The 25,113-nt window shown below is 58.0% G+C and carries 24 protein-coding genes; 14 read left to right on the top strand and 10 right to left on the bottom strand.

The features are described from left to right. Positions 1–19 precede the first annotated feature (19 nt). Both IQ265_RS08865 and IQ265_RS08870 read right to left on the bottom strand, forming a co-directional pair. Complete coding sequence (locus IQ265_RS08865; protein WP_194052507.1) at positions 20–811, bottom strand: hypothetical protein; 792 nt, start codon at positions 809–811, stop codon at positions 20–22. Between the two features lie 201 nt (positions 812–1,012). After that, positions 1,013–2,116: a Gfo/Idh/MocA family oxidoreductase gene (locus IQ265_RS08870; protein ID WP_194052509.1), complete on the bottom strand. Its 1,104-nt coding sequence runs from the start codon at positions 2,114–2,116 to the stop codon at positions 1,013–1,015. A gap of 194 nt (positions 2,117–2,310) precedes the next feature. Between IQ265_RS08870 and IQ265_RS08875 the strand changes: the two genes are divergently transcribed. The 4 genes from IQ265_RS08875 to IQ265_RS08890 all read left to right on the top strand — a co-directional run bounded on the left by IQ265_RS08875 (position 2,311) and on the right by IQ265_RS08890 (position 6,198). Continuing rightward, positions 2,311–3,651, top strand: a complete 1,341-nt coding sequence (locus tag IQ265_RS08875; RefSeq protein WP_194052511.1) for an efflux RND transporter periplasmic adaptor subunit — start codon at positions 2,311–2,313, stop codon at positions 3,649–3,651. 215 nt (positions 3,652–3,866) lie between these two features. After that, positions 3,867–4,484 (top strand): Uma2 family endonuclease, encoded by a 618-nt coding sequence (locus IQ265_RS08880; RefSeq protein ID WP_194052513.1) that lies wholly within the window; start codon positions 3,867–3,869, stop codon positions 4,482–4,484. A gap of 13 nt (positions 4,485–4,497) precedes the next feature. Then, entirely contained in the window at positions 4,498–5,721 is a 1,224-nt protein-coding gene (locus IQ265_RS08885; protein WP_194052514.1) for an ABC transporter permease, read from the top strand. A gap of 9 nt (positions 5,722–5,730) precedes the next feature. Next, on the top strand, positions 5,731–6,198 hold the full coding sequence (locus IQ265_RS08890; protein WP_194052516.1) for a GNAT family N-acetyltransferase: 468 nt from the start codon (positions 5,731–5,733) through the stop codon (positions 6,196–6,198). 26 nt (positions 6,199–6,224) lie between these two features. Here IQ265_RS08890 and IQ265_RS08895 read toward each other — a convergent pair whose 3' ends face one another. After that, positions 6,225–7,616, bottom strand: a complete 1,392-nt coding sequence (locus IQ265_RS08895; RefSeq protein WP_194052518.1) for an NAD-dependent malic enzyme — start codon at positions 7,614–7,616, stop codon at positions 6,225–6,227. A gap of 189 nt (positions 7,617–7,805) precedes the next feature. On the opposite strand from IQ265_RS08895, the gene IQ265_RS08900 reads away from it, so the two are divergent. Continuing rightward, positions 7,806–8,255, top strand: a complete 450-nt coding sequence (locus IQ265_RS08900; protein WP_194052520.1) for an SRPBCC domain-containing protein — start codon at positions 7,806–7,808, stop codon at positions 8,253–8,255. 107 nt (positions 8,256–8,362) lie between these two features. Continuing rightward, positions 8,363–8,866: a GNAT family N-acetyltransferase gene (locus IQ265_RS08905; protein WP_194052522.1), complete on the top strand. Its 504-nt coding sequence runs from the start codon at positions 8,363–8,365 to the stop codon at positions 8,864–8,866. 70 nt (positions 8,867–8,936) lie between these two features. Here IQ265_RS08905 and IQ265_RS08910 read toward each other — a convergent pair whose 3' ends face one another. Both IQ265_RS08910 and IQ265_RS08915 read right to left on the bottom strand, forming a co-directional pair. Further along, on the bottom strand, positions 8,937–9,338 hold the full coding sequence (locus IQ265_RS08910; RefSeq protein WP_228037716.1) for a DUF29 domain-containing protein: 402 nt from the start codon (positions 9,336–9,338) through the stop codon (positions 8,937–8,939). A 112-nt stretch (positions 9,339–9,450) separates the two neighbouring features. After that, positions 9,451–9,693: a hypothetical protein gene (locus IQ265_RS08915; protein WP_194052524.1), complete on the bottom strand. Its 243-nt coding sequence runs from the start codon at positions 9,691–9,693 to the stop codon at positions 9,451–9,453. 708 nt (positions 9,694–10,401) lie between these two features. On the opposite strand from IQ265_RS08915, the gene IQ265_RS08920 reads away from it, so the two are divergent. Further along, complete coding sequence (locus IQ265_RS08920; RefSeq protein WP_194052526.1) at positions 10,402–11,658, top strand: DEAD/DEAH box helicase; 1,257 nt, start codon at positions 10,402–10,404, stop codon at positions 11,656–11,658. Positions 11,659–11,910: 252 nt separating this feature from the next. On the opposite strand, the gene ppk1 is transcribed toward IQ265_RS08920, so the two are convergent. Continuing rightward, positions 11,911–14,118, bottom strand: a complete 2,208-nt coding sequence (ppk1, locus tag IQ265_RS08925) for a polyphosphate kinase 1 (RefSeq protein WP_194052528.1) — start codon at positions 14,116–14,118, stop codon at positions 11,911–11,913. Positions 14,119–14,368: 250 nt separating this feature from the next. Between ppk1 and atpD the strand changes: the two genes are divergently transcribed. Beyond that, entirely contained in the window at positions 14,369–15,823 is a 1,455-nt protein-coding gene (gene atpD, locus IQ265_RS08930) for a F0F1 ATP synthase subunit beta (protein ID WP_194052529.1), read from the top strand. An 88-nt stretch (positions 15,824–15,911) separates the two neighbouring features. After that, complete coding sequence (gene atpC, locus IQ265_RS08935; protein WP_194052530.1) at positions 15,912–16,319, top strand: ATP synthase F1 subunit epsilon; 408 nt, start codon at positions 15,912–15,914, stop codon at positions 16,317–16,319. 154 nt (positions 16,320–16,473) lie between these two features. Here atpC and IQ265_RS08940 read toward each other — a convergent pair whose 3' ends face one another. After that, positions 16,474–16,812: a 30S ribosomal protein PSRP-3 gene (locus IQ265_RS08940; RefSeq protein ID WP_225887097.1), complete on the bottom strand. Its 339-nt coding sequence runs from the start codon at positions 16,810–16,812 to the stop codon at positions 16,474–16,476. A 47-nt stretch (positions 16,813–16,859) separates the two neighbouring features. Here IQ265_RS08940 and IQ265_RS08945 point away from each other — a divergent pair, with 47 nt between their 5' ends. After that, entirely contained in the window at positions 16,860–17,675 is an 816-nt protein-coding gene (locus tag IQ265_RS08945; RefSeq protein WP_194052531.1) for a TIGR01548 family HAD-type hydrolase, read from the top strand. Between the two features lie 287 nt (positions 17,676–17,962). Here IQ265_RS08945 and IQ265_RS08950 read toward each other — a convergent pair whose 3' ends face one another. Next, positions 17,963–18,706 carry a DUF4114 domain-containing protein gene (locus IQ265_RS08950; protein ID WP_194052532.1) on the bottom strand — a complete coding sequence of 248 codons (744 nt, stop codon included), beginning with the start codon at positions 18,704–18,706 and terminating at the stop codon, positions 17,963–17,965. Positions 18,707–19,190: 484 nt separating this feature from the next. On the opposite strand from IQ265_RS08950, the gene IQ265_RS08955 reads away from it, so the two are divergent. After that, positions 19,191–20,132 carry a LysR family transcriptional regulator gene (locus IQ265_RS08955; protein ID WP_194052533.1) on the top strand — a complete coding sequence of 314 codons (942 nt, stop codon included), beginning with the start codon at positions 19,191–19,193 and terminating at the stop codon, positions 20,130–20,132. Positions 20,133–20,301: 169 nt separating this feature from the next. Here IQ265_RS08955 and thrC read toward each other — a convergent pair whose 3' ends face one another. Further along, positions 20,302–21,405 (bottom strand): threonine synthase, encoded by a 1,104-nt coding sequence (gene thrC / locus IQ265_RS08960; protein ID WP_194052662.1) that lies wholly within the window; start codon positions 21,403–21,405, stop codon positions 20,302–20,304. Positions 21,406–21,724: 319 nt separating this feature from the next. Here thrC and IQ265_RS08965 point away from each other — a divergent pair, with 319 nt between their 5' ends. The 3 genes from IQ265_RS08965 to IQ265_RS08975 all read left to right on the top strand — a co-directional run bounded on the left by IQ265_RS08965 (position 21,725) and on the right by IQ265_RS08975 (position 23,797). Further along, entirely contained in the window at positions 21,725–22,024 is a 300-nt protein-coding gene (locus IQ265_RS08965; RefSeq protein WP_194052669.1) for a hypothetical protein, read from the top strand. 171 nt (positions 22,025–22,195) lie between these two features. Next, on the top strand, positions 22,196–23,074 hold the full coding sequence (locus tag IQ265_RS08970) for a hypothetical protein (RefSeq protein ID WP_194052534.1): 879 nt from the start codon (positions 22,196–22,198) through the stop codon (positions 23,072–23,074). Between the two features lie 204 nt (positions 23,075–23,278). After that, entirely contained in the window at positions 23,279–23,797 is a 519-nt protein-coding gene (locus IQ265_RS08975; protein ID WP_194052536.1) for a hypothetical protein, read from the top strand. A 97-nt stretch (positions 23,798–23,894) separates the two neighbouring features. Here IQ265_RS08975 and IQ265_RS08980 read toward each other — a convergent pair whose 3' ends face one another. Beyond that, positions 23,895–24,860, bottom strand: coding sequence for a hypothetical protein (locus IQ265_RS08980; RefSeq protein ID WP_194052538.1), 966 nt, complete (start codon positions 24,858–24,860; stop codon positions 23,895–23,897). Positions 24,861–25,113 lie beyond the last annotated feature (253 nt).

The following is a 25,113-nucleotide window of genomic DNA, read 5'->3' on the forward strand; positions in this document are numbered from 1 at the left end:
ACCCGATGCGCAAGCGGGGTTAATTTCCGGCTACGGCTACCACCTGGTCCTGGTTTTCGGCGGTATAGCTGTTGGGGGGGTAGCGATCGAGGTGGCGAAATAGGGCAATGGGCTTTTGCACCCGGCAGGAATAAAATTCCACAATCACCTCAGCATCTTGACGCAGCACCACCTTGGGCGAAAAATCTTCGGGCATTTTGGTGCGCCACTGCCACGGAATTTGCTGGGGAGGGGCGGCTACAAAGCGGTGGTGAACCCAGCGGGCGTAGCGGCCAAAACGGCCAAACTCTCGCACTTCGCGGGTAAAGATCGAGGCCGTGAGAAACGAGGCCAGCGAGCCGTCGCCTTCAATGCCAGCCATCAGGTTGGGCAGTGCCCCCATGGGCTTAGGCACCTGGTCGGCGGCGGTGACGTTGTTGATGGCGTCCTCTAAGTATTCTGTGGTGCTCAGCAGCCCCGGTAGGGCCACTGTCGTGCCCAGGCCACCGTTGCCATCCTGGCGCAGGTAGGTGACCAGGCGAATACCGGGCCGCATCCACAGCCCTGGTAGCTTGGTGAGCGCATTGGCAGGGTCGAGGGTGCTGACAAACCAGCGCCCCTCGGTGTTGGGAGCAGGCACGTTGTCTTCGGGCAGATCGCCGACCCGAAACAGGTCGCCCAGGGCGTTGAGCGAGTCAGGTATGGGGCCATCGTCGTCGTCTTGGGGGCTGGACTTGCCTGGCTGCTGTTCATGGGCAGGTAGCACCAGCGTTTCACGAATAAACTGGCTCACCTTCTGAACTGTAGCTAGGGGATATCTTTGAAACGCCATGAATCACCGGAGCGGTGGCTAAAGGGTAGGTGGTAAAAACTGGTTTACAGACTACGCCACAGGCATAGTTGCAGCCACCTTCGATCGCGCACTGAGCGATCGCGCACTGATAGTTAAGGATGCCCTTGAGGATACCCTTTAGCCCCAATGCCGGCATGGCTACAGGACAAAATCAGGAACATTTCTATACCTGAGACAGAGCTATCCCTGGGTCAGAGGGTTGGGCACCTCGACCCAGGTGTTTTGGCGTTGAGAGCGGTGGGCTAAATCCATTAGGTGCTGCGATCGCACCCCATCCCAAATTGAGGGAGCCGTTGCCTGCCCCCGGTCAATATCGCTGACCCAGTGGTTGACGACCCGCACAAAGGGGGCAATGCGGCCATCACTGTAGGTGGTAGGGAACTGGAGGCGATCGGGAATGGCGATCTCCGCCAAAGGTGCGCCCCCCTGGCTACCCCATAGCTTAAAGCCGTGGACGTAGTCGCTCAGGTTGTCGCTGCCCAGTATCAGGGTGCCACCGTCGCCATAGACCTCGACCCAGTGGCCCCGCCCTGCATAGGTGACCGAGCTAATCACCACCTGACAGGGAACCCCGTTTTGCAAATCCAGAATGAGACTACAGGTGTCGTCAGCATCGACCGGCTTTAGCTCCCCAGTCGTCGGGTCAGGGCGGTGGGGAATGGCGGTGCTGAGGCGGGCGCACAGCCGCTGAATGGGGCCAAATAGCCAGGTAATGTAGTCGAAGCTGTGGGAGGCAAAGGCCCCTAGGGCCCCGCCCCCCTGATCCTGGCGCGAGTACCAGTTCCAGGCGCGGCTGGGGTCGGCGCGGCCCGGCACTGTCCAGGTGATGTTGACGCAGCGCAGATTGCCGACGTAGCCAGCGGCTAGCCGCTCAGCTAAGTGCTGCCAGGCGGGCACAAACCGAAATTCAAAATCCATAGTGGCAATCAGGCTGCGATCGCGGGCTAGCTTCGCGATGGCCTCCGCCTCGGCCCCTGAGAGCGCCGTGGGCTTCTCCAGCAGCAGGTGCTTCCCCGCTTCGAGCACGGTTTCGGCCTGGGAATGGTGCAAGAAAGGGGGCGTGGCCACGGTGACGGCCTGCACCTCTGGCAGGGCGACGATCGCCTCGACGGTGTCACAGGCATGGGGAATGTGGTGGGCGGCGGCGATCGCCTGGGCCTGGGCCAAATCGCGATGGTAGACCGCGACCACCTCGGTGCGGTGGTGGGCCTGCAATCCCGGAATGTGAACCTTTTGACCAAAGCCGGTGCCTACGACCGCAACTTTGAGGGGAGTTTCTACCATGACGACCTCGTCTATACCTTCCTCTATACCCTGATCAATGCAGGGGGCGACCTGGATAGCCAGTGCCCTACCCCAGAGTAAGGGGCGAGATGCAATCGCTACAATTAAACTGAGTAGTTTAGTTTTAGCCGCGTTTGGTACGTTGCTCTGTGTTTCAGACACCAAACGCCGGACGTTGGATGCAGGATTTAGTTATGCAGGTTCCTCTAATGGGTAAGGTGCGTCGTCCGCTGGTTTGGCTGCTGGCCGGGCTAGCGGCCGCTACGCTGGTGGCCGGGGCCGTGGGGTTTGGCCTCTGGCGCAGCCGTCAAAACGCCTACGACGTGGGAGAGTTTACGACTCAGGCAGCGATCGAGCCGCTGACGGTGCGGGTGTCTGCCAGCGGTACCGTCAGGCCGGTGCAAACCGTTAACCTCAGCCCCGAGAATGCTGGTGTTTTGGAGCAGCTATACGTCGAGCAGGGCGATCGCGTCGAGCCCGGCCAGATTATCGCCCGCATGCGCAGCCGCGACACCGCTGCCCAGGTGCAGCAAAACCAGGCCGCCGTGGCCGAAGCCGAAGCCGCTCTGGCCGAGCTGCGCCGGGGTAACCGATCCGACGAAATTGCCCAGGCCGAAGCCACCGTTGAGGCCAACCGCGCCCAGGTGAGCGACGCCCAGGCGCGGCTCGATCTAGCCACCAGCGAGCTGACTCGCCGTCAGCAGCTGTTTGAGCGCGGGGCGGTAGCGGCTACCGACCTAGATACCGCCAGACGAGAGCAGCGCAGCGCCCAGGCGGCCCTAGAGCAGGCCCAGGCCCGGGTCACCGAGGCACAGCGACGAGTCGATGACCTGCGCAGCGGGCCGCGTCAGGAGGCGATCGCCCAGGCCGAGGCCCGCCTGACCCAGGCCCGCGCCCAGCTCAACGGAGCCCAGATCCGCCAGGACGAAACCCTGATTCGCGCTCCTTTTGGCGGCGTTGTCACCCAAAAATTTGCTACCGAGGGGGCCTTTGTCACCCCCACCACCTCGGCCTCTGACCTGTCGTCGGCCACATCTACGGCCATTGTGGCCTTGGCCGAAGATCTGGAGGTACTGGCCGAAGTGCCCGAGGCCGACATTGCCCTGATTGAGCCGGGCCAAACCGTGGAAGTTGTCGCTGACGCCTTTCCTGAACAAACCTTTGCCGGTCGGGTCAAGCTGGTGGCTCCAGAGGCAATTGAGCGGCAAAATGTCACCCTGTTTCAGGTGCGAATTGAGCTGCTCGACGGCAAAGACATTCTGCGATCAAATATGAATGTCAATGTGGCCTTTGTAGGCGATCAGCTAGCCGATGCCCTGGTGGTGCCCACGGTGGCGGTGGTGACCCAAGCGGGCGAAACAGGCGTGCTGGTGCCCGGTGACAACCGCGAGATTGTGTTTCAGCCGGTTACCTTGGGGCCGCAGGTGGGCGACCAGATTCAGGTGGTCAGCGGCGTAGAGGCGGGCGATCGCGTCTTTGTCGACCTGCCCCCCGGCAAATCGCTCGAAAATATTACCGTGCGTCAAGATCGCTAGAATCGTTGTACCGGCACAGCCTCCCGAACCCACTATGCCCCCTAAAGCCAGTAATTCTAAAATCCAGGTGAACGCACCACCCTTGCATGGCTTAACAGCTAGCGGTACCGCGCCAAATCTCATTCCCGAGGAGCCTTTCTTTGACCTGAAGCAGGCCCTAGAGAACGATTGGCTCTCCCTGGCAAGCGCTTCAGAATCGCAGGGAAGATGATGCGATGCCGACTCAAGTTTCCTTGCCAATCCAGCCCTCCTCTGTAGAGCAAACCCTGACCCTGCCAGGCCGCTATCCATGGAGCCACTTTAAGAGCCTGCAAAGCTGGTCGTCCCAAACCCCTGGCCTCAAAATTACCTACCTGGATGGCGTAATTGAATTGATGACCACCGGCAAATCCCACGAGCGAGTGAAGAAGCTGATCGCCATTTTGATCGAAGCGTACTGTTTTGAGTTAGGCATTCGCTTCTTTCCGTCGGGCAATGCCACCTGCGAAGCAGAAGAGAAAGGCGCATCCTTTGATCCAGATGAATCCTATTGTTTTGAAGCTGACAAAACTTATCCAGAGCTGGCTGTTGAAGTAGTTTTTACGAGTGGCGGGCTAGAAAAGCTGGAGAAATATCGGCGGTTTGATGTGGCGGAAGTTTGGTTTTGGCAAAGCGATCGCCTGGCAATCTATCACCTCACTCCCACTACAGATGGAAACCCTGACTATCAGCTGGCCGATCGTAGCTGCTGGTTACCCGATTTAGATATTGCCCTACTGGAACGCTGCACTCAGCTGGAAGAGGCCGTCGAGGCCCGAACTCAATTTTTGACTGCCCTGCGCTCTAATTCCTAACAAAATATTCTCCATGAATCTGCAAGAAAGCCTGTCAATGGCGACAAAGACCCTGGCCGCCAACCGCCTGCGCAGCACCCTCACCATGCTGGGCATTGTGATCGGCAATGCTTCGGTAATTACGATGGTGGGCCTGGGTGAGGGGGCGCAGCGATTTGTCAACGCCCAGCTCGAAACCCTGGGGCCAAACGTGCTGTTTGTGGTGCCCGGCAGCCGTGAAACGCGGGAGCTAGGATCGCTAGAGGTACCCCGCACGCTGGTGCTGGCCGATGCGGAGGCGATCGCCCAGCAGGTGCCCTCGGTCGCGGCCGTGGCGGCTGAGTCGAGCGGTCGTCAGTTAGTCACCTTTCGCAACCGCAATGCCAATGTCAACGTGGTCGGCGTTAGTCCTGATTTTCTGGTGGTGCGAAGCTTTGAGGTGGCCAGAGGACGGTTTATCAGCGATCTGGATATGACCCGCAGCGCCCAGATCGCCGTAATTGGCGAAACTCTGCGGGAGCGTCTGTTTGACAATCAGCCCGCCCTGGGCAAGCAAATTCGGGTGGGGGGCGTCACCTTCGATGTGGTGGGGGTGCTGGAGAAAAAAGGCTCTAACCTCGGCCTCGACTACGACGATGCGGTAATGGTGCCCTTGACCACAAAGGATAGTCGCCTGGCTGGGGGTGAGCGATCGCCCTACGGCATTGAGGTCTCGTTTATTACAGTGTCAGCCCGCGATCGCGCCAGCATGGCCACCGCCGAGTTTCAGATCACCAACCTGCTGCGCCTGCGCCACAACATTCGTACCGAAGACGACTTTTACATCAGCAGCCAAGACTCGCTGCTCACCATCGCCAATACGATTACCGGGGCGCTCACCTTGATGCTGGCGGCGATCGCCGGGATCTCTCTGTTTGTTGGCGGCATCGGTATTATGAACATCATGCTGGTGTCGGTGCGCGAGCGCACCCAGGAAATCGGTTTGAGAAAAGCGATCGGGGCCTCCCAGAGCGATATTTTGGGCCAGTTTTTGATCGAGGCTATTATTTTATCCATTGCCGGTGGCGTAATTGGCACCGCCCTCGGCGTCAGCGGCATTCTGCTGATTGGGGTGCTGACGCCCTTTGAGGCCGGTCTTTCAGTAGGTGCGATCGCCGTTACGGTGACCATCTCCGGCGGTATTGGCCTTTTCTTTGGGGTTTTCCCCGCCCGCCAGGCCGCCAAGCTCGACCCCATTGTGGCTCTGCGCACCGCCTAGGACAAACCAATGCACCTTCGTACCGCTACAGAATCCGATGTGCCAATTTTGGCGGCGCTGTTTCGAGAAACGGTGCTGGTCAACGCTCCCCAGCATTACACCCCAGCCCAAACCGAGGCTTGGGCTACCGTCGATAGCCTCCGCTTTCGCCAGTTCATTCTGGGGGTAACGACCTATGTGGCCGAGGACGACACCGGCATCCTCGGCTTTGCAGGGGTTGGCGATGACGGCTATGTCGCTTCCGCCTACGTGCGCCACGACTGCCTGCACCGAGGCATTGGCTCCATCCTTATGCAGGCTGTGTTAGCCCACGCTCAAGAAAAACAAATGCATCGCCTCTACTCTGAGGCCAGTGAATTTAGCCTGGGGCTGTTTCAAAAATTTGGCTTCAGCCAGTACGACACCGAAGTGGTCAATCGCAACGGCGTGGAGTTCACCCGCTACCTGGTGGAGCGAGTTTGGGTCGAAACACCGTAGGGGCACAGCGTGCTGCGCCCCTGCGATCATTTTCTGGCTACCCCATCGACCCTGGCAGCGTGTTTGACGGCGGAGGCCACAGCAGCGGCCACCCGCTCATCGAATACCGAGGGAATAATGTGCTCGTGAGTCAATTCTTGGGGGCTAACTAGGGCTGCGATCGCGTAGGCTGCCTCTAAATACATCGACGGCGTAATCTCCTGCGCCCTGCAGTCCAAGGCACCGCGCAGCACCCCCGGAAAAGCCAGCACATTGTTGATCTGGTTAGGGTAGTCGCTGCGGCCCGTGGCCATTACCGCCACCTTCCCCGCCACCAGCTCTGGCTGAATTTCGGGAATGGGGTTGGCCATGGCAAACACAATTGGCTCGGCAGCCATCGAGGCCACCATCTCAACACTTACCACCCCCGGCGCGCTGACCCCTAAAAAGATGTCGGCCCCCACCATCGCGTCGGCCAGAGTGCCCGACGTATCTACAGCGAACTCCAGCTTTTGGGGGTTCAAATCGTCGCGGCTGTGGGAGAGAATGCCCTTCGAGTCGCACAGCACAATGGCGGTAGCCCCAGCCTTTTGCAGCAGCTTGGCGATCGCCACTCCCGCCGCCCCGGCCCCGTTAATTACCACTTTGACCTGGGTGAGCGATTTGTTGACTAGCTTGAGGGCGTTGATCAGCGCCGCCAGGGTGACAATGGCGGTGCCGTGCTGGTCATCGTGAAAGACCGGAATATCGAGTTCTTGGCGCAGCCGTGCCTCAATCTCAAAGCAGCGGGGGGCGCTAATGTCTTCTAAATTGACGCCGCCAAACACCGGGGCCAGCTGCTTAACCGCCGTCACAATGGCGTCGGTATCCTGGGTGTCGAGGCAAATGGGGAAGGCGTCTAGCCCCGCGAACTTCTTAAACAGCAGCGCTTTACCCTCCATCACCGGCAGGGCGGCGGCGGGGCCGAGGTTGCCCAGACCGAGGACAGCGCTGCCGTCGGTGACAATCGCCACGGTGTTGCCCTTAATGGTGAGGTCAAAGACGCGATCGGGGTGCTCGGCAATTTCGACACACACCCGCCCCACGCCGGGGGTGTAGGCCATGGCCAGGTCATCCTGGTTGTGCAGCTCCAGCTTGCTCTCAACGCTGATCTTGCCGCCCTCGTGGATGGCAAAGGTGCGATCGCAAATCTCTAGAATTTCAACCTCTGCAACGGTTTTGACCGCCGCGATGATGTCCTCAACGTGGGCTTCGCTAGAGGCATCGACATGCAGCACTCGCACCATGTCGTAGCGGCTGCGGCTGATCAGCTCAAAATCGCCCAGGTTACCTCCCGCCTCGGCAATGGCCTGGGTAACCCGCGCCAGCATGCCGGTTTTGTTGGGCAGCTTGAGCCGCAGACTGAGACTGTAACTGGGGTTGGGGGTGAGAGTTGCCATGCCAAAACCTTTAGGCGATCGCGCCAGCGAAAAGAAATGCCGTCTTGAGGGAATAGTTAAGACTAGTCACTCAGTTTAAGCGACTGAGTCTCCTAATCAACTGAGCCTCCTCTGTGTCCCCCCAGTGTGTGTGAAGATAGCAGTAGCGTCTGTTACTCATGCACGGTTCCTGGCTACCCCCTCACCGCCATGCCCAGCCTCTACAGCGAAGTCACCATCAACGCTCCCCGCTTTGCCGTTTGGGATGCCCTCGTCCGTAAAGAAGAATGGCACCGCTGGAATACTTTTCTCTACGACTGCGACCCCAACTTGCCGATTCGTCCCGGCGGCGAAATCTTCCTCGCCCTGCGCCGCTTAGAGGGCGAAGACGAAACCGAGTTTCAGCCCCGCGTGCTGGTGGTGCAGCCCAACCACTACCTGCGGTGGGTTTCGATTGGCCCCGGCTTTAAGAGCGAGCACGTCTTTGAACTCGAAGATGTCGGTCCCAACCGCACTAAATACATTCACCAGGAGCGCATTTCGGGCTTCCTCTCCCGCGCGTTTTTGCCCTTCATTCGCCGCGACGAAAAAGAAGGCATTCGCCGAATGGCCCGGCAGATTAAGCGCTACGTTGAGCACCACTACCGGAGGCAGTGGTAAAAGTTGGAGGAGTTGACCGTGTCGATGAACCTGTCCACCTGGTTAGCCTGCTGATATTGGGTATAGCCTGCTGATATTGGGTATAGATAGTGCAGAGCAAGCATCTATTGTTTGAGCCACTTACGGCTGCCCATGCCGAGGAACTTTGGCCAATTCTGGCTACCCCGGCTGTGCTCGCCTGGATTGATCCCCAGGGCAATCTACCGACCCTAGAAGACCTGACGGCACAGTACGCCGCCTGTGCCCATGGCCCAGTCGCATCAACCATGCCTAAAGAAAGATGGTTCAATGTGGCGATCCGGCTGAAAATTTCTCCTTCCCCAGCCATTGGCCGCCTTGAAGCAACTCAATACGATGGCTGGGGTGAAATAGCCTTTTTACTAGGCGAGGCCTGGTGGGGCAAAGGACTGGCCTTTGAGGCCATGCTCTGGTGGCAAGATTACCTCGCTACGGCTGCCCCAAGCACCCAATGGTGGGCCACTGTACACCCTATGAACCAGAGAAGTATTCGTCTTCTTAAGCGGCTTGGGTACAAGCAAGTAGACTCAAGCGATCGCCCAAAACTTCAATCCTACGATCCGGGAGACTGCTGCTTTGTTCAATCTGTTTAGAGAGTTGCAACTAATCAACGCCTATGGCAAAAAGCCTTTTGCCATAATTTGGCTAACCGTGTAAGGACCATTAGCTGGAAATGTAGCCCTGGGCAACGCTGTCTGACTGGCAGCCTGATATGGCGTCTTCGTAGCACTCTGCCAAACATTCGTCTAAGTGAAGCTTCAGACTTGGGGATGCTTGGATTGCTCGGCGAATGCGTCGCCGATGTTCGAAAATGCTGCGCTCCCAACTGCCACTGCGGTAGTCGGGCTGAAACTGCCAATTGAGTAAGTGCAGCAGTAAAACGACCAGGTTGCTCTCTAAGCTTTGCCGTTCCCGTCGCCCCACGTCTTCAATTTTCTTCAACCACTTTTCCCAGTCGATCGCCCCGTGGTCTTGGCGCTTTAGGGCGGCGGCTGTCGCTTCAAGCCAACCGAGGTAGTCGGCTTCGTATAGGGAAAGGGCTGGGGCGGGCCGAGCTGGGGTCATGGGCGATCGCCAGGAAACAGGCTTGAATTGGCAACAGGCTAATATTTACCCCTAGGGTTCTTAGGCTAGAAACCCCAGGGGCAAATAGTGGAGTCGTCAAAGTTTTCTCGGCTTACGAATCGCTAAACACGTAGCGGGTGAGTACCCGCATTGACTCCTGCTGGCGATCGGTGGGAATGGGCTTACTCCACTCAATTGAGTCAGAGAAACCCAGGTGGCTCATTTCCAAAATCACTCGATTCACCGCCGTGGGGCGTCCTATGACGAGAACGCGAACTTTGTCGCGCTCGCCCGCTGTAGAAGGCGTCGCCTCGTCTTCCGACGGAGCGCTGGTGTACAAAAAGGTTTTAGGCATAGGAAATTAAAGGATAGGGGGTTCAACATATAGCTGCGGTGACGACTCAGGCAGTAGTTATGACGTTGAATAACCCGGCGGAGAAACGGCTACAGCCGAACTTCCAGGCATGCAAATACACCTATCCCCAGCGTATTCACAATACCGAAAAGCGGAGGTCTAGCTAGGGGAATTTGCAGAGGCTTTAAAGTTGCCAACAGGCGCTAATTTGTCAGATTTAGGCCCATAGTTCTCTGCAAGGAATAAATTGGCCCCAGTGCAGTCTTTGCCGCCTTTGTTTAGCCTCATCGGAGCTTTGCACAGACAGCAGAAACATAAGCCCAGTGAAAAAGTTTGGTTCACCAAATTTTGGTGCGATCGCCCACTTGTAGCAAATTCAGACTGGCCCAATCGCTGGGGCTATAACTCATCAGGCGGGCATCCTTACCCGTCTGGCGGTTGCGATACCAGCCTAACCCTATCAGTCCCGGCTACTCTGCCACTCCAGTGCAGCTGCGAGTAATGCGACTGTGAGTTACCAGACCCGATTTATTGTCGCCAAACCTAAATGGCAAACTTATCTGCTAGGATGTAGCTTCGCCAGTCATCCGGTCTGAGCTGGCCAACAGAATTTGCTTAGCAGCCATTCTTTTGATTAAATTCTCTGCTCTTATGACTGGGCCCAGGTAGTTGATTTGGGATAGGGGCACCATTCGGAGCAAAAACTAAATGACATTTGAGCAACTCGGTCTTGCGGCCGGTCTACTTCGCGCGGTTGCCGATCAAGGCTATACCGAGCCTACGCCGATTCAGCTAAAGGCGATTCCCGCGATTTTAGACGGACAAGACATCTTAGCCAGCGCCCAAACGGGGACTGGCAAAACAGCAGGCTTTACCCTGCCCATGCTGCAGCGGCTAGCCGAGACCAAAACTACGGGGCGACGCATGCCCCGCGCCCTCATTCTCACCCCCACCCGCGAGCTGGCAGCCCAGGTGGGCGATAGCGTCACCACCTACGGTAAGCACCTGCCCTTTCGGGCGGCGATGATCTACGGTGGCGTCAGCTTCGGCGGCCAAATTCGCCAGCTGCGCCAGGGGGTCGATATCCTGATTGCTACCCCCGGTCGCCTGCTTGACCACGTCAGCCAGGGCACCATCGACCTTAGCGCAGTCGAGATTTTGGTGCTGGATGAGTGCGATCGCATGCTCGACATGGGCTTCATCCACGACATCCGCAAAATCATGGGTCGCCTGCCCGATGAGCGCCAGACCCTGATGTTTTCGGCTACTTTCTCAAAGCCCATTCAGCAGCTGGCCCACACCCTGCTGAAGTCGCCCGTGCAGATTGAGGTTGCCCCCCGCAACACCACCGCCGAACGGGTTGAGCAGGTGGTGCACCCCGTCGATCGCCACCGCAAGCGGGAGCTGCTGTCGCATATTATTGGCTTTCACAACTGGCAGCAGGTGCTGGTGTTTACCCGCACCAAGCACGGAGCCAATCGCCTGGCCGAGCAGCTCGCCAAAGACGGCCTTAAAACCGCCGCCATTCACGGCAACAAGACCCAGGCAGCCCGCGCCCGCGCCCTCAAAGACTTCAAGCAGGGCCGCGTGCGGGTGCTGGTGGCCACCGACGTTGCCTCCCGCGGCATCGACATCGACCAACTGCCCTACGTGGTCAACTTTGAGCTCCCCAATGTGCCCGAAGACTACGTACACCGCATTGGCCGCACCGGACGCGCGGGAAATGAGGGCCGTGCTGTATCGCTGATCAGCGACGATGAGCTACCTCTGCTCATGGGGATTGAGCGCATGCTCAAGCAGTCGATTACCCAGGACATCGTACCCGGCTACGAGCCATCCTTCTCCTCAGATACCACAACGGTGAGGGCGGTTAGCGCTCCCGGCAAGCCTCGGCGGCMGCGGCCTCGGCGGCAGKGCGGCAGCAGCAGTGCCCCCCGCCGGGCTGGGGCTGGGGCCAGGGGTTAGACTCTGGAGTCAAACCTAAGGCTAAGGTCTGCTATGTACAGCGTCGGCCCGGTAGTTGCGGATATAACTGATAGCTGAAAAGCTCATCACTGCGACGCTGCCGGGCGCACTAGCGGTTTAACAAAACCGACGCTCGTATAGCTCCAAAAGCTAAAATGGCCCCTGCTCTGTCAACCAGAGCAGGGGCCATTTTACTGGGTTAAGGCTGGGGATAGTTGAGCTGCCAAGGCGCAGACTAGCCAGGATCAGGCGCTACACCTGATCGCGCTTGAGGGCGTTGGCCATCAGCATTTTGTGGGTGCCGCGCTCCTCCTCTCCCTTTTTGGGGCGACGCTGGGTAAAGGTGCCATCGGCCGCCATTTCCCACGCCTGGCGGTTGTCGGCTAGCAGCACGTCGAGAATGGTCTGTAGCTCCTTAATTAGGCTGGGGGCCTCGATCGGAACTACGGCCTCTACCCGGCGATCGAGGTTGCGCGTCATCCAGTCGGCGCTGCCAATGTAGTACTCGGGCTGACCGCTGTTGTGAAAGCAGAAAATGCGTGAGTGCTCTAGGAACCGACCAATGACGCTAATCACGCGAATATTGTCGCTCACTCCCGGTATTCCGGGGCGCAGGCAGCAGATGCCGCGCACGATCAAATCAATCTCGACACCAGCCTGGGAGGCTTGGTAGAGCAGCCTGATAATGCGGGCATCTACCAGGGAGTTCATCTTGGCGACAATTTTGCCTCGGCCACCCTTTTGGGCGTGATCGATCTCGCGGCGAATCAGATCTTCCATGCGATCGCGCAAAGTCAGCGGTGCCACCAGTAGCTTACGGTAGGCCTTTTGGCGCGAGTAGCCAGTGAGAAAGTTAAATAAATCAGACAGATCAGCGCCCAGTTCCTCCTGGCAGCTAAACAGCCCCAGGTCGGTGTAGAGCTTCGACGTTTTGGGATTGTAGTTACCGGTGCCAATGTGCACGTAGCGGCGAATTTCGCTGCCCTCTTCGCGCACGACCAAAGTAGTTTTGGTGTGGGTCTTCAGTCCTACGATGCCGTACACCACGTGCACCCCGGCATCTTCCAGCTTTTTGGCCCACTCAATGTTGTTGGCTTCGTCAAAACGGGCCTTGAGTTCGACTAGAGCCACCACCTGCTTGCGATTTTCTGCCGCTGCGATCAGCGCCTTCACAATAGGTGAGTCGCCTGACGTACGGTAGAGGGTAATTTTAATAGCCAGCACCTTGGGGTCGTTAGCCGCTTGGGTAATAAACTCCTGCACCGAAGACCCAAACGATTCGTAGGGGTGGTGGACTAAAATATCCCCTTCCCGCAGCGTGGCAAAAATGTTGGGGGGGTGCTCGGAGTAGCTGCGGTTGCCGTCCTCATCGAGTTCCATTACGGGCTTGAGCCGAGGCGGCACCAGCGCTGACCAGGGTTTTGCCTTCAGCTCCGGCAGCGGCAGCGACATAAAAAAGAATAGGTCTCTGAGGTTTAACAGCCCGTCGATGTCGTAGACGCGATCGCTGCTGACCCTCAGCTCGCGCATCAGCCCTTCCTTAAGATCGGCAGGCATAGCGCTCTCTAGCTCAACCCGGCAGACAAAGCCCTCTAGCCGCCGCTTGTTGATCTCCTTCTCGATCGCAAGCAGTAAATCATCAGCCTCGTCCTCTAAAACCGGGAAATCGGCATCGCGAGTAATGCGAAACAGATGGTGCCCCACAATTGTCATGCCCGGAAATAAGTAGCCCAGGTTTTCGGCAATCACCTGCTCCAGCGGCACACCAATCCACAGGCAGGGTTCGCCCTGGTAGGTGCACAGCGGCTCGGGCATACCCACAAAGCGCGGCAGGCTGTTCGGCACCTTAACCCGGGCAAAGCGCTCAACACCCGTGTCTGGGTCAGCCACCCTCACCGCCAGGTTCAAGCTCAGGTTCGACATGCGCGGAAAGGGGTGCGATGGGTCAACGCTGAGGGGCGTCAGCACCGGAAAAATGCGCTTCTCAAAATAGTCTCTGAGGTAGAACGTCTGCTCTTTGCTGAGGTCGCGGTAGTTTTGCAGGTATACCCCATGCTCCCTTAGCGCTGGCAGCAGTTCATGCTTAAAGGTCTGGTGCTGGAGCTGCACTTTCTCGACCAGGTGCGATCGCATCACCTCTAGCTGCTTCACCGGCGTCAGCTTGTCTGGCGTCTCAGGGTGAACCCCAGCCTCCGCCTGATCCATCACTCCAGAAATACGCACCATAAAGAACTCGTCCAAATTGGCGCTGTAGATCGCTAAAAACTGCAGTCGCTCCAGCAGCGGCGTGCGGGGGTCAAGGGCCTCGTGCAGCACCCGCTCATTAAACCCCAGCCAGCTCACCTCGCGGTTGATGTAGTAGCGAGAATCGCTGAGATCAATCTCCTGCTCTGCTTTCTGCGCGGCCCCTTTCTCTGTTTTCTGCTCTGCCCCCTTCTCTAAGCGCTCAGCCTTCGTCATTGCGGTGTCTACGCCCCAAGTCTGTATATGAGGGTATTTTAATGATTTAACCTGATGGTTTGGTTAAGGGCCATCCCGCCAAGCGATCGCTCGGCCTCAGCGGGTCAAAGCACCCAAGGATTAGATAAAGTCAGCGCAATCGTCGTAGGCTGTCGCGCTCTAGTGATACTCTGAATGGTGGCGCTTTAAAACGTAACAGTCACTCAATAAAGCGACCGAAATAGCTGATCATACGAGATAGGCGCAAGGCATGGTCACCACAGCAGAAAAAACAAACGTTGGTTACATCACGCAAGTCATTGGTCCAGTCGTAGACATCAAGTTTCCGGCCGGCGAAATGCCCAAGATCTACAACGCTCTCAAAATTGAGGGCACCAACCCCGCCGGTAATGAAGTTGCCGTTACCTGTGAAGTACAACAGCTTCTAGGCGATTCCCAGGTTCGAGCCGTATCGATGAGCTCGACCGACGGCCTAGTGCGGGGCATGAAAGCCGTAGACTTAGGAGCCCCCATCAGCGTGCCCGTAGGCGCAGCCACCCTGGGTCGCATTTTCAACGTGCTGGGTGAACCCGTTGACGAGAAAGGCCCCGTCAACGTCGAAACGACCTCTCCGATCCACCGATCAGCGCCTAAGTTCACCGACCTAGAAACCCAGCCTTCGGTCTTTGAAACCGGCATTAAAGTGATTGACCTGCTAGCCCCCTACCGTCGCGGCGGTAAAGTTGGCCTCTTTGGCGGTGCAGGCGTAGGCAAAACCGTACTCATTCAAGAACTCATCAACAATATTGCTAAAGCCCACGGCGGCGTGTCGGTGTTTGGCGGTGTAGGCGAACGCACCCGCGAGGGCAACGACCTCTACAACGAATTCATCGAATCTGGCGTTATCAATGCCGACGACCTCAGCCAGTCGAAGGTGGCCCTGGTCTACGGTCAGATGAACGAACCGCCTGGGGCTCGCATGCGGGTGGCCCTCTCGGCACTGACCATGGCCGAGTACTTCCGCGACGTCAACAAGCAGGACGTGCTGCTGTTTATCGACAACATCTTCCGGTTTGTGCAGGCCGGTTCTGAAGTATCGGCGCTGCTCGGCCGCATGCCCTCCGCTGTAGGCTACCAGCCCACCCTGGGTACCGACATGGGCGACCTGCAGGAGCGCATCACCTCCACCCTAGAGGGGTCGATTACCTCTATTCAAGCGGTATACGTGCCTGCGGACGACCTCACCGACCCCGCTCCGGCCACCACGTTTGCCCACCTCGACGCCACTACGGTGCTGTCTCGGGCGCTGGCGTCCAAAGGCATCTACCCCGCTGTGGATCCCTTAGACTCCGCTTCTACCATGCTTCAGCCCAGCGTGGTTGGCGAAGAGCACTACGCAACCGCTCGGGCCGTGCAGTCGACTCTACAGCGCTACAAAGAGCTACAGGACATCATTGCCATTCTCGGTCTTGACGAGCTTTCCGAAGACGATCGCTTAGTGGTAGCCCGCGCCCGTAAAATCGAGCGCTTCCTGTCTCAGCCTTTCTTTGTTGCCGAAGTGTTCACGGGTGCTCCTGGTAAGTACGTCACCCTGGAAGACAGCATTAAAGCCTTCAACCAGATTCTCTCTGGTGAGCTAGACGACATTCCTGAGCAGTGTTTCTACCTCAAGGGCGGCATTGAAGAAGTGCTAGAAGCCAACGCAAAGCTCAAGGCTGAAAAGTAGAACGTGGCTGCTGTCGGGGGCATGTGAGCTACCTGCCCCCAACCCCGTGTGCCCTCATACCCTGTGACATACCTATTTCATCCTTGTTATGGCATTAACCGTTCGTGTAATTGCCCCAGACAAAACCGTTTGGGACTCTGAGGCTGAAGAAGTCATTCTGCCTAGCACTACTGGCCAGTTGGGCATTTTAGCTGGCCACGCCCCACTGCTAACCGCCCTAGATGTCGGGGTAATGCGGGTCAGATCTGACAAAGAGTGGGTGCCCATTGCGTTAATGGGCGGCTTCGCCGAAGTTGACAGCAACGAAGTGATCATTCTGGTCAACGGGGCTGAACGAGGCGATGCGATCGACACAGCCACAGCCCAGGTGGCCTACCAGGAGGCCGAAGCCCGCCTGAATGAGGTCGATCCTGATGACAAGCAGGCCACAATCCAAGCCCGTCAGGGGCTGAAGCGGGCTCGGGCTCGGCTTCAGGCCGCCGGAGGGCTAAAGTAACCCTGCTGGTTTGCCTATCTAAAAAGCCCACTGCCTTAGTCTTAACTAAAGCAGTGGGCTTTTTGTTAGGGTCAATACCTTGGGTAAGGCATGACCACAGGAAGTTAGCCTGGACCGAGAACTGCTGGTAAGAACCCGCACCTCGGTGAAGCCATCACGAGCTACCGGTAAACGTAATCTCGGGAAAGCGATCTTGGGCTTCGGTTAGGGGTTTACCCTTACCTTCTTCCTGCCAATAGTTGATGATCTCGGTGGCCTGGTTGAGAATTTCAACCCGCTCTTCTTCCTCGATCCAGGGCTTTCCCTCTAGCTCGGTTTTCATTTGTTCCCAGGCATCGTTACGGGGCCAGAAGAAATAAGAGGTGAGCGGGCTAGTGCCCTTGCCTACCACCTGATCAACTGCCAGCGCAACGTCATTTTCTAGCCAGAGTACTTTTAGGACAAATCTGGACAAGTAGACCTCCGCCGCAATTCCAAAAATACTACAGTCTATAATTCTATCACTTCGACTCCCTCAACTCTACCCCAAGTGTACATGCCATGACCTCCTCGGCTGCTCCCCTCGCGATCGCGGTGTTTGATATTGACGGCGTACTGCGGGATGTCGGTAATTCTTACCGCCGCGCCCTGGCTGATACCGTGGAGGAATTCACCGGCGGCGGGTACCGGCCCTCTACCGAAGACGTGGACCGCCTCAAGGGGGAAGGAATTTGGAACAACGACTGGGAGGGATCGCAGGAGTTGGTCTACCGCTACTTTGAAGCCCAGGGAAAACCCCGAGAGACCGTTGCCCTCGACTACGACGAAATTGTTGAGTTCTTTCAACGTCGCTACCGGGGGCCGCACCCCACCGACCCCGACCAGTGGACGGGCTACATTACCCAGGAGCCGCTGCTGGTCGAAAAATCGTATTTTGAGCGTTTGACCCGCGATCGCATTGCCTGGGGATTCTTTAGCGGCGCTACCCGAGGCTCAGCTAACTTTGTGCTGCAGCGTCGCCTGGGGCTGAGCACACCAGCGCTGGTGTGCATGGAAGATGCCCCCGGCAAGCCCGATCCCACCGGGCTGATGCAGGTGGTCGACAGGTTAATAGCTCAAAATTCGCTGCCTGAGGGTTTGCCCATCGTCTATGTGGGCGATACCGTTGCCGACATGCAGACCGTTGTGCAGGCCAAAACCGCTTATGCTCAGCAGTGGTGGCTGGGGGTGGGCGTACTGCCACCCCATATCGTCGCCAGCGATGACGCCTACCGCGCTACCTACCACGATGAACTCAAAAGGGCTGGGGCCGATCGGGTGATTAGCCAGGTAACCGAGTTTACCGCTGACTACATTCAGGAGCTGATACAGGCTTGAGGCGTAGCGGTGTGCGTCGCTGAATTGAGGCATAGACTTGGTGGGGCGTAGGCGCAGCCATGCCACAGACTTTGCGGCCGTTCGTCCCTACGGGAGACGTTGCACTGTTGATTCATACCTTGTATCTAACCGCCCCGGTCGTGTGCTGGCTGCGGCGGATGCTGGCAATTGCAACCTGGATCCGGGTGCAAAGAAAACGGGAGGTGAGATAACTCACCTCCCGTCTACCATCAGGGTGCATCACTTTGATAAAGGCGCTCGTAACGCCTTTGGCCAACTCGATTGAGCTACTCTGCGGCCATTTTGCGGCGACGCAGGGTGGTAACTCCACCGATGCCTACGGCTAGTATGCCCAAAATTGCAGAGGGTTCAGGTACGTCTTCGGCAGGCGGTGCCCCATGCTGAATGCCGCGCACCGCAAAGATAACATCGTTGTAGTCGCGATCGCCGCCGCCGACAATATCCTCAAAGCCCAGGATAATCCAGTCTTTGTGCTGAAAGGCCACGACGTGCTGAAGACCACTGGGGTTAGCGGCGGCGTTGGTGCCCAACATAGTGGTGCCGCCGTTCTTGCCGTTCGACTTAATCATAAAGTCGAGCTGAGTAGCACCGACAAACCCGCCCAGGCTGACACCTTGGCCCAGCGCCAGCGGACCATTCTTTTCGCTCAGCTTGCTGTCGGGAGACGAGATATCGTCAAAGATTTTGCCATTGCTGATCAGGCTGCCGGAGCTGTCTTTAGCCGTATAAAAGAGCTGGTTACGGTAGCCTGCGCCCTCGTTGATGAAGTAGACCTCGACGGGGTCAACCCCATTCCAGAACAGCTTGCTGGTATCAAGCTGGTACTGAGACAGAAAGCTTTGGGAGAGGGCATTGGCCTCATTATTGATCAGCTTTTTGAGCTCTTCTAGCGTGGTAGAAGACTCCAGCAGATTGAGCGACTTGAGGTTGTCAAAGCCGAGGCTGGTAGAGAACTGGTTGGGGGTGAGACCGGCGGCGGGCAGTTGGGCTTGAGCGGGGGCAGTAGCCACAACGCTAACAGACACTGCGGCTGCCGCCGCGAGCCCTGCCTCTAAAAGGTGACGATTTAAAAACATCCCTGGTACCTGGTTAGTAATTTAGTGTGGTTACATTGGGCACCCACCGCTAAGGGAGGGTCTGGGGTGAGCAGCCTGGCCCGCAGTTGCGGCCTAGGCTACTCTGGAGCCAGCAAACAGGCTGACACAGCATGGTTCTAATCTACTCGCCCGGTTGCGGCCTAGCCTGGGTAGATGCCACAGTTAATTCATAAAGTTTCCGTGATTTAGCTTCTAGAGAAGTAAAAAGTATTGCCAGAAATACGGATGTCGCCTACGTAGTTGCCTAACCTAACACTCTTCAGCTCGTGCAGCAAACTCGCCGCCCGGCTGGAGAGGTCAATAGGACGACAGAAATTCTTGGGAAAATTTTGTCGACCTGGGCTATTCAGGGGTTAGTGTCTAGGTCTAGCTTATCTGAATCAATTAGGACAGCACAATGGCTAAAGCTGACCCCCAACGACTCAAGCTTTCACAACTGCGGGCGCTAGTGGCCATTGCCGATGCAGGATCCTTCAGCGATGCGGCGCTGCATTTAGAGCTGTCTCAGTCAGCGGTGAGCCACGCCATTGCCACCCTGGAGGAGGAGCTGGGGGTGCTGCTGCTCAATCGGGGTCGCCAGGGGGCCGTGCTGACCCCAGTGGGCGAACAGATTACTGAAGAGGCGCGGCAGGTGCTGCGATCGCTGCACAGTCTTTGCCACAAAGCCGATCTGTCCAAGGGGCTAGAAACTGGCGAAGTTCGGATTGCGGCGTTTCGTAGCGTAGCCACCCACATTTTGCCGGAGGTGATTCGTCAGTTTCGGCAGCAGTTTCCGGGCGTGGCCATTACGATTGACGAAAAATTTCACTACGAAATGGTTGAGAGCGACCTGCGCCAGGGGCGGGCCGACGTGGGGTTTACCTACCTGCCCACCCAAGCCGAATTTGACCAGTGGGAACTCCTGCGCGATCGCTACATTGCGCTGCTACCGCCCGGATCTCCAACGCTGCAGCCGCTCACCTGGGAGGAGCTGGCCACCTACCCGCTGATTTTAACGCCCCCCGACGATGGCGACAGGCAGTACATCGACCGTCTGCTGCACCGTTCGGGGCAGCAAATACAGCCGGCCTATGTTGTGCGCGAAGACTCTACTATTCTCAGCATGGTAGAACGGGGGCTAGGCGCAACCATCATGGCTTCCTTGGCGGCGGAACCGATTCCGGCGGGGCTACGGGTGGTGGAGTTGCCTCAGCCGCTGGAGCGGATTATTGGCATGGTTGTGCTGCGCGAGGCCCTGCTGCCGCCGCCGGTATACGCCTTTTTAGATCGGCTCAAGGCCATTTGGCCCCAGGTGCGATCGGGGCCGGCATCCAATATTTTGACGACCGAGAAAAGGTAGATCCAGGGGTTGCCGCTGAGAGCAGCCGATGAAAAATGCCCCAGCACTGGGCCGGGGCAGAAGGTCGTTGTTGTTCTGGAGGGATGCTGAACGCTGTTCACAGTCTCCAGCGATAGCTACAGGTCGCTCAGGTCAATTTACGGATGAAATGCAAAACTTATACTTATGGTTAGAACCCCATTGCCCTTGCCAGGGTGGCGGCATCGGGGTTGAGTCCACCTTTTACCTGGTTGTTGCTGTGGGCGATCGCGGTGTCGGGGTCTTTTAGCCCGTTGCCAGTGAGCACACAGACAATGTTGGCCCCGGCAGGCACCTGGTCTTTGACTTTTAATAGCCCAGCTACCGAGGCGGCGCTGGCGGGCTCACAAAAGACTCCCTCCAGGGCCAGCAGACGGTAAGCCTCTAAAATTTCGTCGTCGGTAACCGCATTAAACGTTCCCTGGCTGGCGTCGCGTACCGCTTCAGCCTTGGTCCAGCTGGCCGGGTTGCCGATGCGAATGGCGGTAGCCAGCGTTTGCGGGTCGCGCACCACATGACCACTGACGAGAGGAGCGGCCCCAGCGGCTTGAAAACCCATCATGCGGGGCAGGCGGCTGCACTTGCGCTGCTGGTGGTACTCGCAGAACCCCATCCAATAGGCGGTGATATTACCGGCATTGCCCACCGGAATGCACAGCCAGTCGGGGGCATCGCCCAGGGCATCAACCACCTCAAAGGCCCCGGTCTTTTGCCCCTCCAGGCGGTAGGGATTGACCGAGTTAACCAGGGTAATGGGGTAATCTTCCGCCAGCTCACGCACCATGGTCAGGGCATCGTCAAAGTTGCCGTTGATGGCGAGCACTTCGGCCCCATAGAGCAGGGCCTGGGCCAGCTTACCGAGGGCAACGTAGCCGTCGGGAATTAGCACAAAGGCCCGCATACCGCCCCGGCGAGCGTAGGCGGCGGCGGCAGCGGAGGTGTTGCCGGTGCTGGCGCAAATAACCGCTTCGGCTCCGGCCTCCTTGGCTTTAGAAATAGCCATGGTCATGCCCCGGTCTTTGAAGCTGCCGGTGGGATTGAGGCCGTCGTACTTGACCCAAACCTTCACATCCTTGCCAACGTGCTGGGCCAGTACCGGCATCGGAATTAGGGGAGTGTTGCCCTCGCATAGGGTAACCACCGGAGTTTGATCCGTCACAGGCAGGTAGGCTCGGTAGGCCTCAATGAGCCCGGGCCAAGGCTGTAGCCCGGTGGCCTGGGGCCGAGAGACTGGGGTGGCGGTGGCAGGATTTATGCTTAGGGTCACGGTAGGTCGACGGTATTAATAGTTGAGTATAGAGAGCGTTAAAGGCCCAGGGGACTCGGCAGCCCGACCCGAACACCAGCTTTTGTGTTTCCTAGTTTACCGTGAGCCTTGACCTCAACGGATCAACTACCGCAGTTTTGGCAGGCCGAGTAGAAAGCTGACTTGACCAAACCGCTATCCAATTGGCAAACTGCCCAGGTTAAACCAATGACCCAAACGGTTTGGTTTAAGATTGCCCTCTGGACAGTAGGGTTAAAATGCCTTAACTTTCTGACTGAGTACAATTCCCTATTTTACTACTTCTTCCATGAACGCCCCCCTAGACCACGCCAATGTTGAGGCTGCTGCTCTATCTGGCCAGTCAACCCTACAGCCGACGACGGACCTAGCGCCAGCGCCAGCAACCGGGGCCCCCTCGGCGCGGGAGACAGCCCCCGCCCACGACGACAAAATCTGCTGGATTGAGATGCACCAGGTTCCATACCCCCCCAATCAGCAGGTTGAGCTGCTACACCTGCAGGCTGAGGCCGAGGCTCTGCTCCTGCAGCTACAGGCCATGCACCAGCGGCGGCACAGCGCCCGCGCAGGTGCTGCGGAGAACGTTTAGCCGAGCGCCAGGGTTATATTGCCCGAGATTTTTCTGCGATCGCATGCCTATAGCCACAGCCACAGCGCCTAATAGCCATGGGGCTGAAGTGGGCCGTTTAAATGCATTCAAAACGCGCCACTTTCTGAGGAATTCGCTAATGTTAGGGGAAAACTGTGGGGAGATGCTGCGATGACCTACTCTGCCAAGCCCAGGCAAGCTGGGGAAACTAAGCTCAACGGCTTGTCTAAGCGCAAGCTGTACACGGCTATTTCGGGTGGTTTACTGCTGGCGATCGCGGCAGGGGCGGCTCTCAAACTCACGATGGGCGACTCTAGTCCTGAGGTGGCTGGGGTAGACCCAACAAGTTCTGACCTGGTGGCCACCGATGCGGCTCCGACCGATTTCGAGGGAGCGCTGATACCCCAAACCGACGAAGCGGCCACGCCCTTTCAGTCCAAGCCTTTCTTTCAGCCTTCGGCCCCCCTACGTCTGGCCGATCCAAACCTGCTGCGTTCCACCTCCTCCCAGGCTCGGGTCGAAGCCGTTGCGGCAGGTCGTCCTGACCCCTTCGCTTCGGTGGTGCTGCCTGGGCCTAAAGCCTCTCGCCCTACCCCAGCGGCGGCCGCGCTAACGCCGGTTCCGGCTGCGGTCGCGTCTAGGGGGCTGCCGACGGTGCCCGTAGCAGCGACTCAGAGCCTACCGCCCCTGCCCCAGGCCCCTGCCCAGTCGGTGGCGTTGCCCAGTCTGCCTCCTCCTTTTCTGCCGGGTAGCGTGCCCCCCATTCCCACTGATATTGCGGTTGCTCCCACCGGCAGCCCGGTTTTTCAAAACTTGGTTGATCAGGTGGTCGTGAGTGGCGTAGTACAGGTGGGCAGCGGCGTCAGCGTGATTGTGACCGAGCCAGGCAGCACCGTGAGCCGTCGGGTGAGCCAAGGCGATATGCTGGCGGGCGGACGCATTAAAGTCAAGTCGGTCGATATGTCTGGGCAAGAGCCTGTGGTAGTACTGACCTATGACGGCCAAGACTATACCCGCACCGTAGGAGCACCGATGGTCAGCTCCCTATAGCGCCATCCCGCAGCGCCATCCCGCAGATAGATAAACGGGGAGAGCGGTTGCGGCTCGCGCTGAGGCTGGGCTGCATCGATTAAACTTGAGGAGGCTGCAGGTCAGATCGCCTCCTGGACTTAGCTATGCAAGGCTAAGTTTTGTGTTAGCTATTTGGTCAGCACCGTACCCAGAATAGCTAGCAGATTGGGTTGAGGATTGCCGATGGGCAGTAGCAAGATAGCGTCTGGCAAACAAAAACCGCAGCGACTGCTGGGTCTCGATGGAGCCGATACCTACGATTGCCCAGTCTGTCGCCACGGACAGATACAGCCCATGGCCCTCATGGATGCCTATGCCTGTAGCTTTTGCCGTCATATTTTCGATGTCAACCTCGACCAGCAGACGGTGCATGTCGTCGACAGCGTACAGCCCATGGGGTGGCGCTGGCAGGGATGGCGCTGGCAGCCGCTCTACCAAAGCCGCAGTGACATCACCCTCACCCTGTGGTTGGTGGGTCTGGCCCTGGTTATCTTTCCCGCTGGCATTGTAGCGCTGGGGGGATACGTGTTTCCCCCGCTAGAAGAAAGCGCAGGCGTTAACTGGTCTCTGGCCTGGGCGTTTGGTACTCTAGTGGCCCACGGCACCATGGTGGGCTGGCTGGTGGCTGAGCACTACCAGTTTCCGTTTTACGTCATGACCAAAATTCGACTGCAAAGGCTCGTTGATCGGCTGCCAGGTTAGGAGTGTTCTAGCTAAATACTTATCCAGATTCTGACGGCAACAGGCCCAACGGGCCAAGTTTGCACTTCAGGGTGAGTGTTTGTTTAGATGGAATACGCTAAGGGCGGCTGCCAGTCTGGCAATCGGTGACAGCAAACCAGATTAGGGGCACATCGGTCTCGCTGCGCCAGCGAACCCAGCCTTCCTCAGTGCTGGAGCCCGGCAGCGGAGTGCAGCCCTGAGCAGGCTGGGTAACGCGCACCTGCAGCCAGTCGCCATCGAGATCTAGGGGCTGAATAATGCTGTTTGGCCCTACCAGCGCCTGAAGCGGAGCGGTGCCCGTGGGAGCGAGCCGCATCGGCTGTGATAGCCCAGGTCGTCGGAACTGAATGCGAGCCGCGCTTTCCAGGGAGGCCTCCCAGGTTTCTACCGTAAGGGACACGGCACCCAGATCTAGATGGGAAGTATGGGCCCAGGCCGTTCCTGCCGGGGTGTACTGAAAGCGAAACCAGCCGTCGGGCCGAACTTCGAGCACCGGAAAGGTGTAGATCTGCTGATCGGTTTGCACCATGGAGAAGGCGGCGTCGCGACCAATGGCTAGGGGATCGGCATCGTTGGGAACCAGCCAGCCGTTGATTAGCCAGCCCCAGTGCTCGCTTTCAGGGGTGGGATAGATGGGTAAGGCTACCCCGCGCAGCCACTCAGCGCCTAGCTGAGGGGCATTAGGGCCAGCCGAAGAAAGGCTGGTCGGGCGCAGGTGGCCCAGACCAATGTCGTCATTAGGGGCAGGATTTAGACCGACAATGCCAGCTTCGTCTGGGTCAATGGCGTCTGGAACGGAGTCTGGCAGGGGGGGTACGGCCGGGAACGAAGGGGTTTGTTTGGTTCTGAAGGTTAAAACGGGGTGGGCTGCCGTGCCCGGCGCATGGGGGATCAGGCGGGGTGCTGCGGATACTGGCGGAGTAACAGCTGATGACCGGAGTGGTAGAACCAACGCGGCTAACAAGCCGCCTGCGCTGCCGATCGCTGCAGGACGCCAAAAAATTCGATGGAGGGGAGAGTGAAGGGAAGTACGCTTAACCATGGCAACTGCTGGGGGCAACATCAATACTCTTGAGCCGGTACGCTTGCGATCGCGGTTTGGATGTAGTTGGGCCACACGGCTAACCCAACCGGGCCTGACGCCGTGCTTTGGTCAATTCGGCCTCTTAAAGTTGTGCCTGGCGTAGGCTTTGGTTTCCCTGACCCACGCCTAAACCCTATTGTGCCTGATACGACACGATTGGGTGACGACGGGCGACCGCGGCGCAGGCGTGCAGGAGCTGATCGAGTGGCTG

Origin of the sequence: Nodosilinea sp. LEGE 06152 (assembly GCF_015207525.1) — a bacterium.
Taxonomy (GTDB): domain Bacteria; phylum Cyanobacteriota; class Cyanobacteriia; order Phormidesmidales; family Phormidesmidaceae; genus Nodosilinea.

Excerpts from the sequence above, each read along its gene's own strand:
- IQ265_RS08975 (WP_194052536.1), top strand. The coding sequence starts at position 23,279 with ATGGGCAGTAGCAAGATAGCGTCTGGCAAACAAAAACCGCAGCGACTG.
- atpC (WP_194052530.1), top strand. The coding sequence starts at position 15,912 with ATGGCATTAACCGTTCGTGTAATTGCCCCAGACAAAACCGTTTGGGAC.
- IQ265_RS08885 (WP_194052514.1), top strand. The coding sequence starts at position 4,498 with ATGAATCTGCAAGAAAGCCTGTCAATGGCGACAAAGACCCTGGCCGCC.
- IQ265_RS08945 (WP_194052531.1), top strand. The coding sequence starts at position 16,860 with ATGACCTCCTCGGCTGCTCCCCTCGCGATCGCGGTGTTTGATATTGAC.
- IQ265_RS08890 (WP_194052516.1), top strand. The coding sequence starts at position 5,731 with ATGCACCTTCGTACCGCTACAGAATCCGATGTGCCAATTTTGGCGGCG.
- IQ265_RS08965 (WP_194052669.1), top strand. The coding sequence starts at position 21,725 with ATGAACGCCCCCCTAGACCACGCCAATGTTGAGGCTGCTGCTCTATCT.
- IQ265_RS08900 (WP_194052520.1), top strand. The coding sequence starts at position 7,806 with ATGCCCAGCCTCTACAGCGAAGTCACCATCAACGCTCCCCGCTTTGCC.
- ppk1 (WP_194052528.1), bottom strand. The coding sequence starts at position 14,118 with ATGACGAAGGCTGAGCGCTTAGAGAAGGGGGCAGAGCAGAAAACAGAG.
- IQ265_RS08880 (WP_194052513.1), top strand. The coding sequence starts at position 3,867 with ATGCCGACTCAAGTTTCCTTGCCAATCCAGCCCTCCTCTGTAGAGCAA.
- IQ265_RS08870 (WP_194052509.1), bottom strand. The coding sequence starts at position 2,116 with ATGGTAGAAACTCCCCTCAAAGTTGCGGTCGTAGGCACCGGCTTTGGT.
- IQ265_RS08955 (WP_194052533.1), top strand. The coding sequence starts at position 19,191 with ATGGCTAAAGCTGACCCCCAACGACTCAAGCTTTCACAACTGCGGGCG.
- IQ265_RS08865 (WP_194052507.1), bottom strand. The coding sequence starts at position 811 with ATGGCGTTTCAAAGATATCCCCTAGCTACAGTTCAGAAGGTGAGCCAG.
- IQ265_RS08895 (WP_194052518.1), bottom strand. The coding sequence starts at position 7,616 with ATGGCAACTCTCACCCCCAACCCCAGTTACAGTCTCAGTCTGCGGCTC.
- IQ265_RS08980 (WP_194052538.1), bottom strand. The coding sequence starts at position 24,860 with ATGGTTAAGCGTACTTCCCTTCACTCTCCCCTCCATCGAATTTTTTGG.
- IQ265_RS08910 (WP_228037716.1), bottom strand. The coding sequence starts at position 9,338 with ATGACCCCAGCTCGGCCCGCCCCAGCCCTTTCCCTATACGAAGCCGAC.
- IQ265_RS08875 (WP_194052511.1), top strand. The coding sequence starts at position 2,311 with ATGCAGGTTCCTCTAATGGGTAAGGTGCGTCGTCCGCTGGTTTGGCTG.
- atpD (WP_194052529.1), top strand. The coding sequence starts at position 14,369 with ATGGTCACCACAGCAGAAAAAACAAACGTTGGTTACATCACGCAAGTC.
- IQ265_RS08915 (WP_194052524.1), bottom strand. The coding sequence starts at position 9,693 with ATGCCTAAAACCTTTTTGTACACCAGCGCTCCGTCGGAAGACGAGGCG.
- IQ265_RS08970 (WP_194052534.1), top strand. The coding sequence starts at position 22,196 with ATGACCTACTCTGCCAAGCCCAGGCAAGCTGGGGAAACTAAGCTCAAC.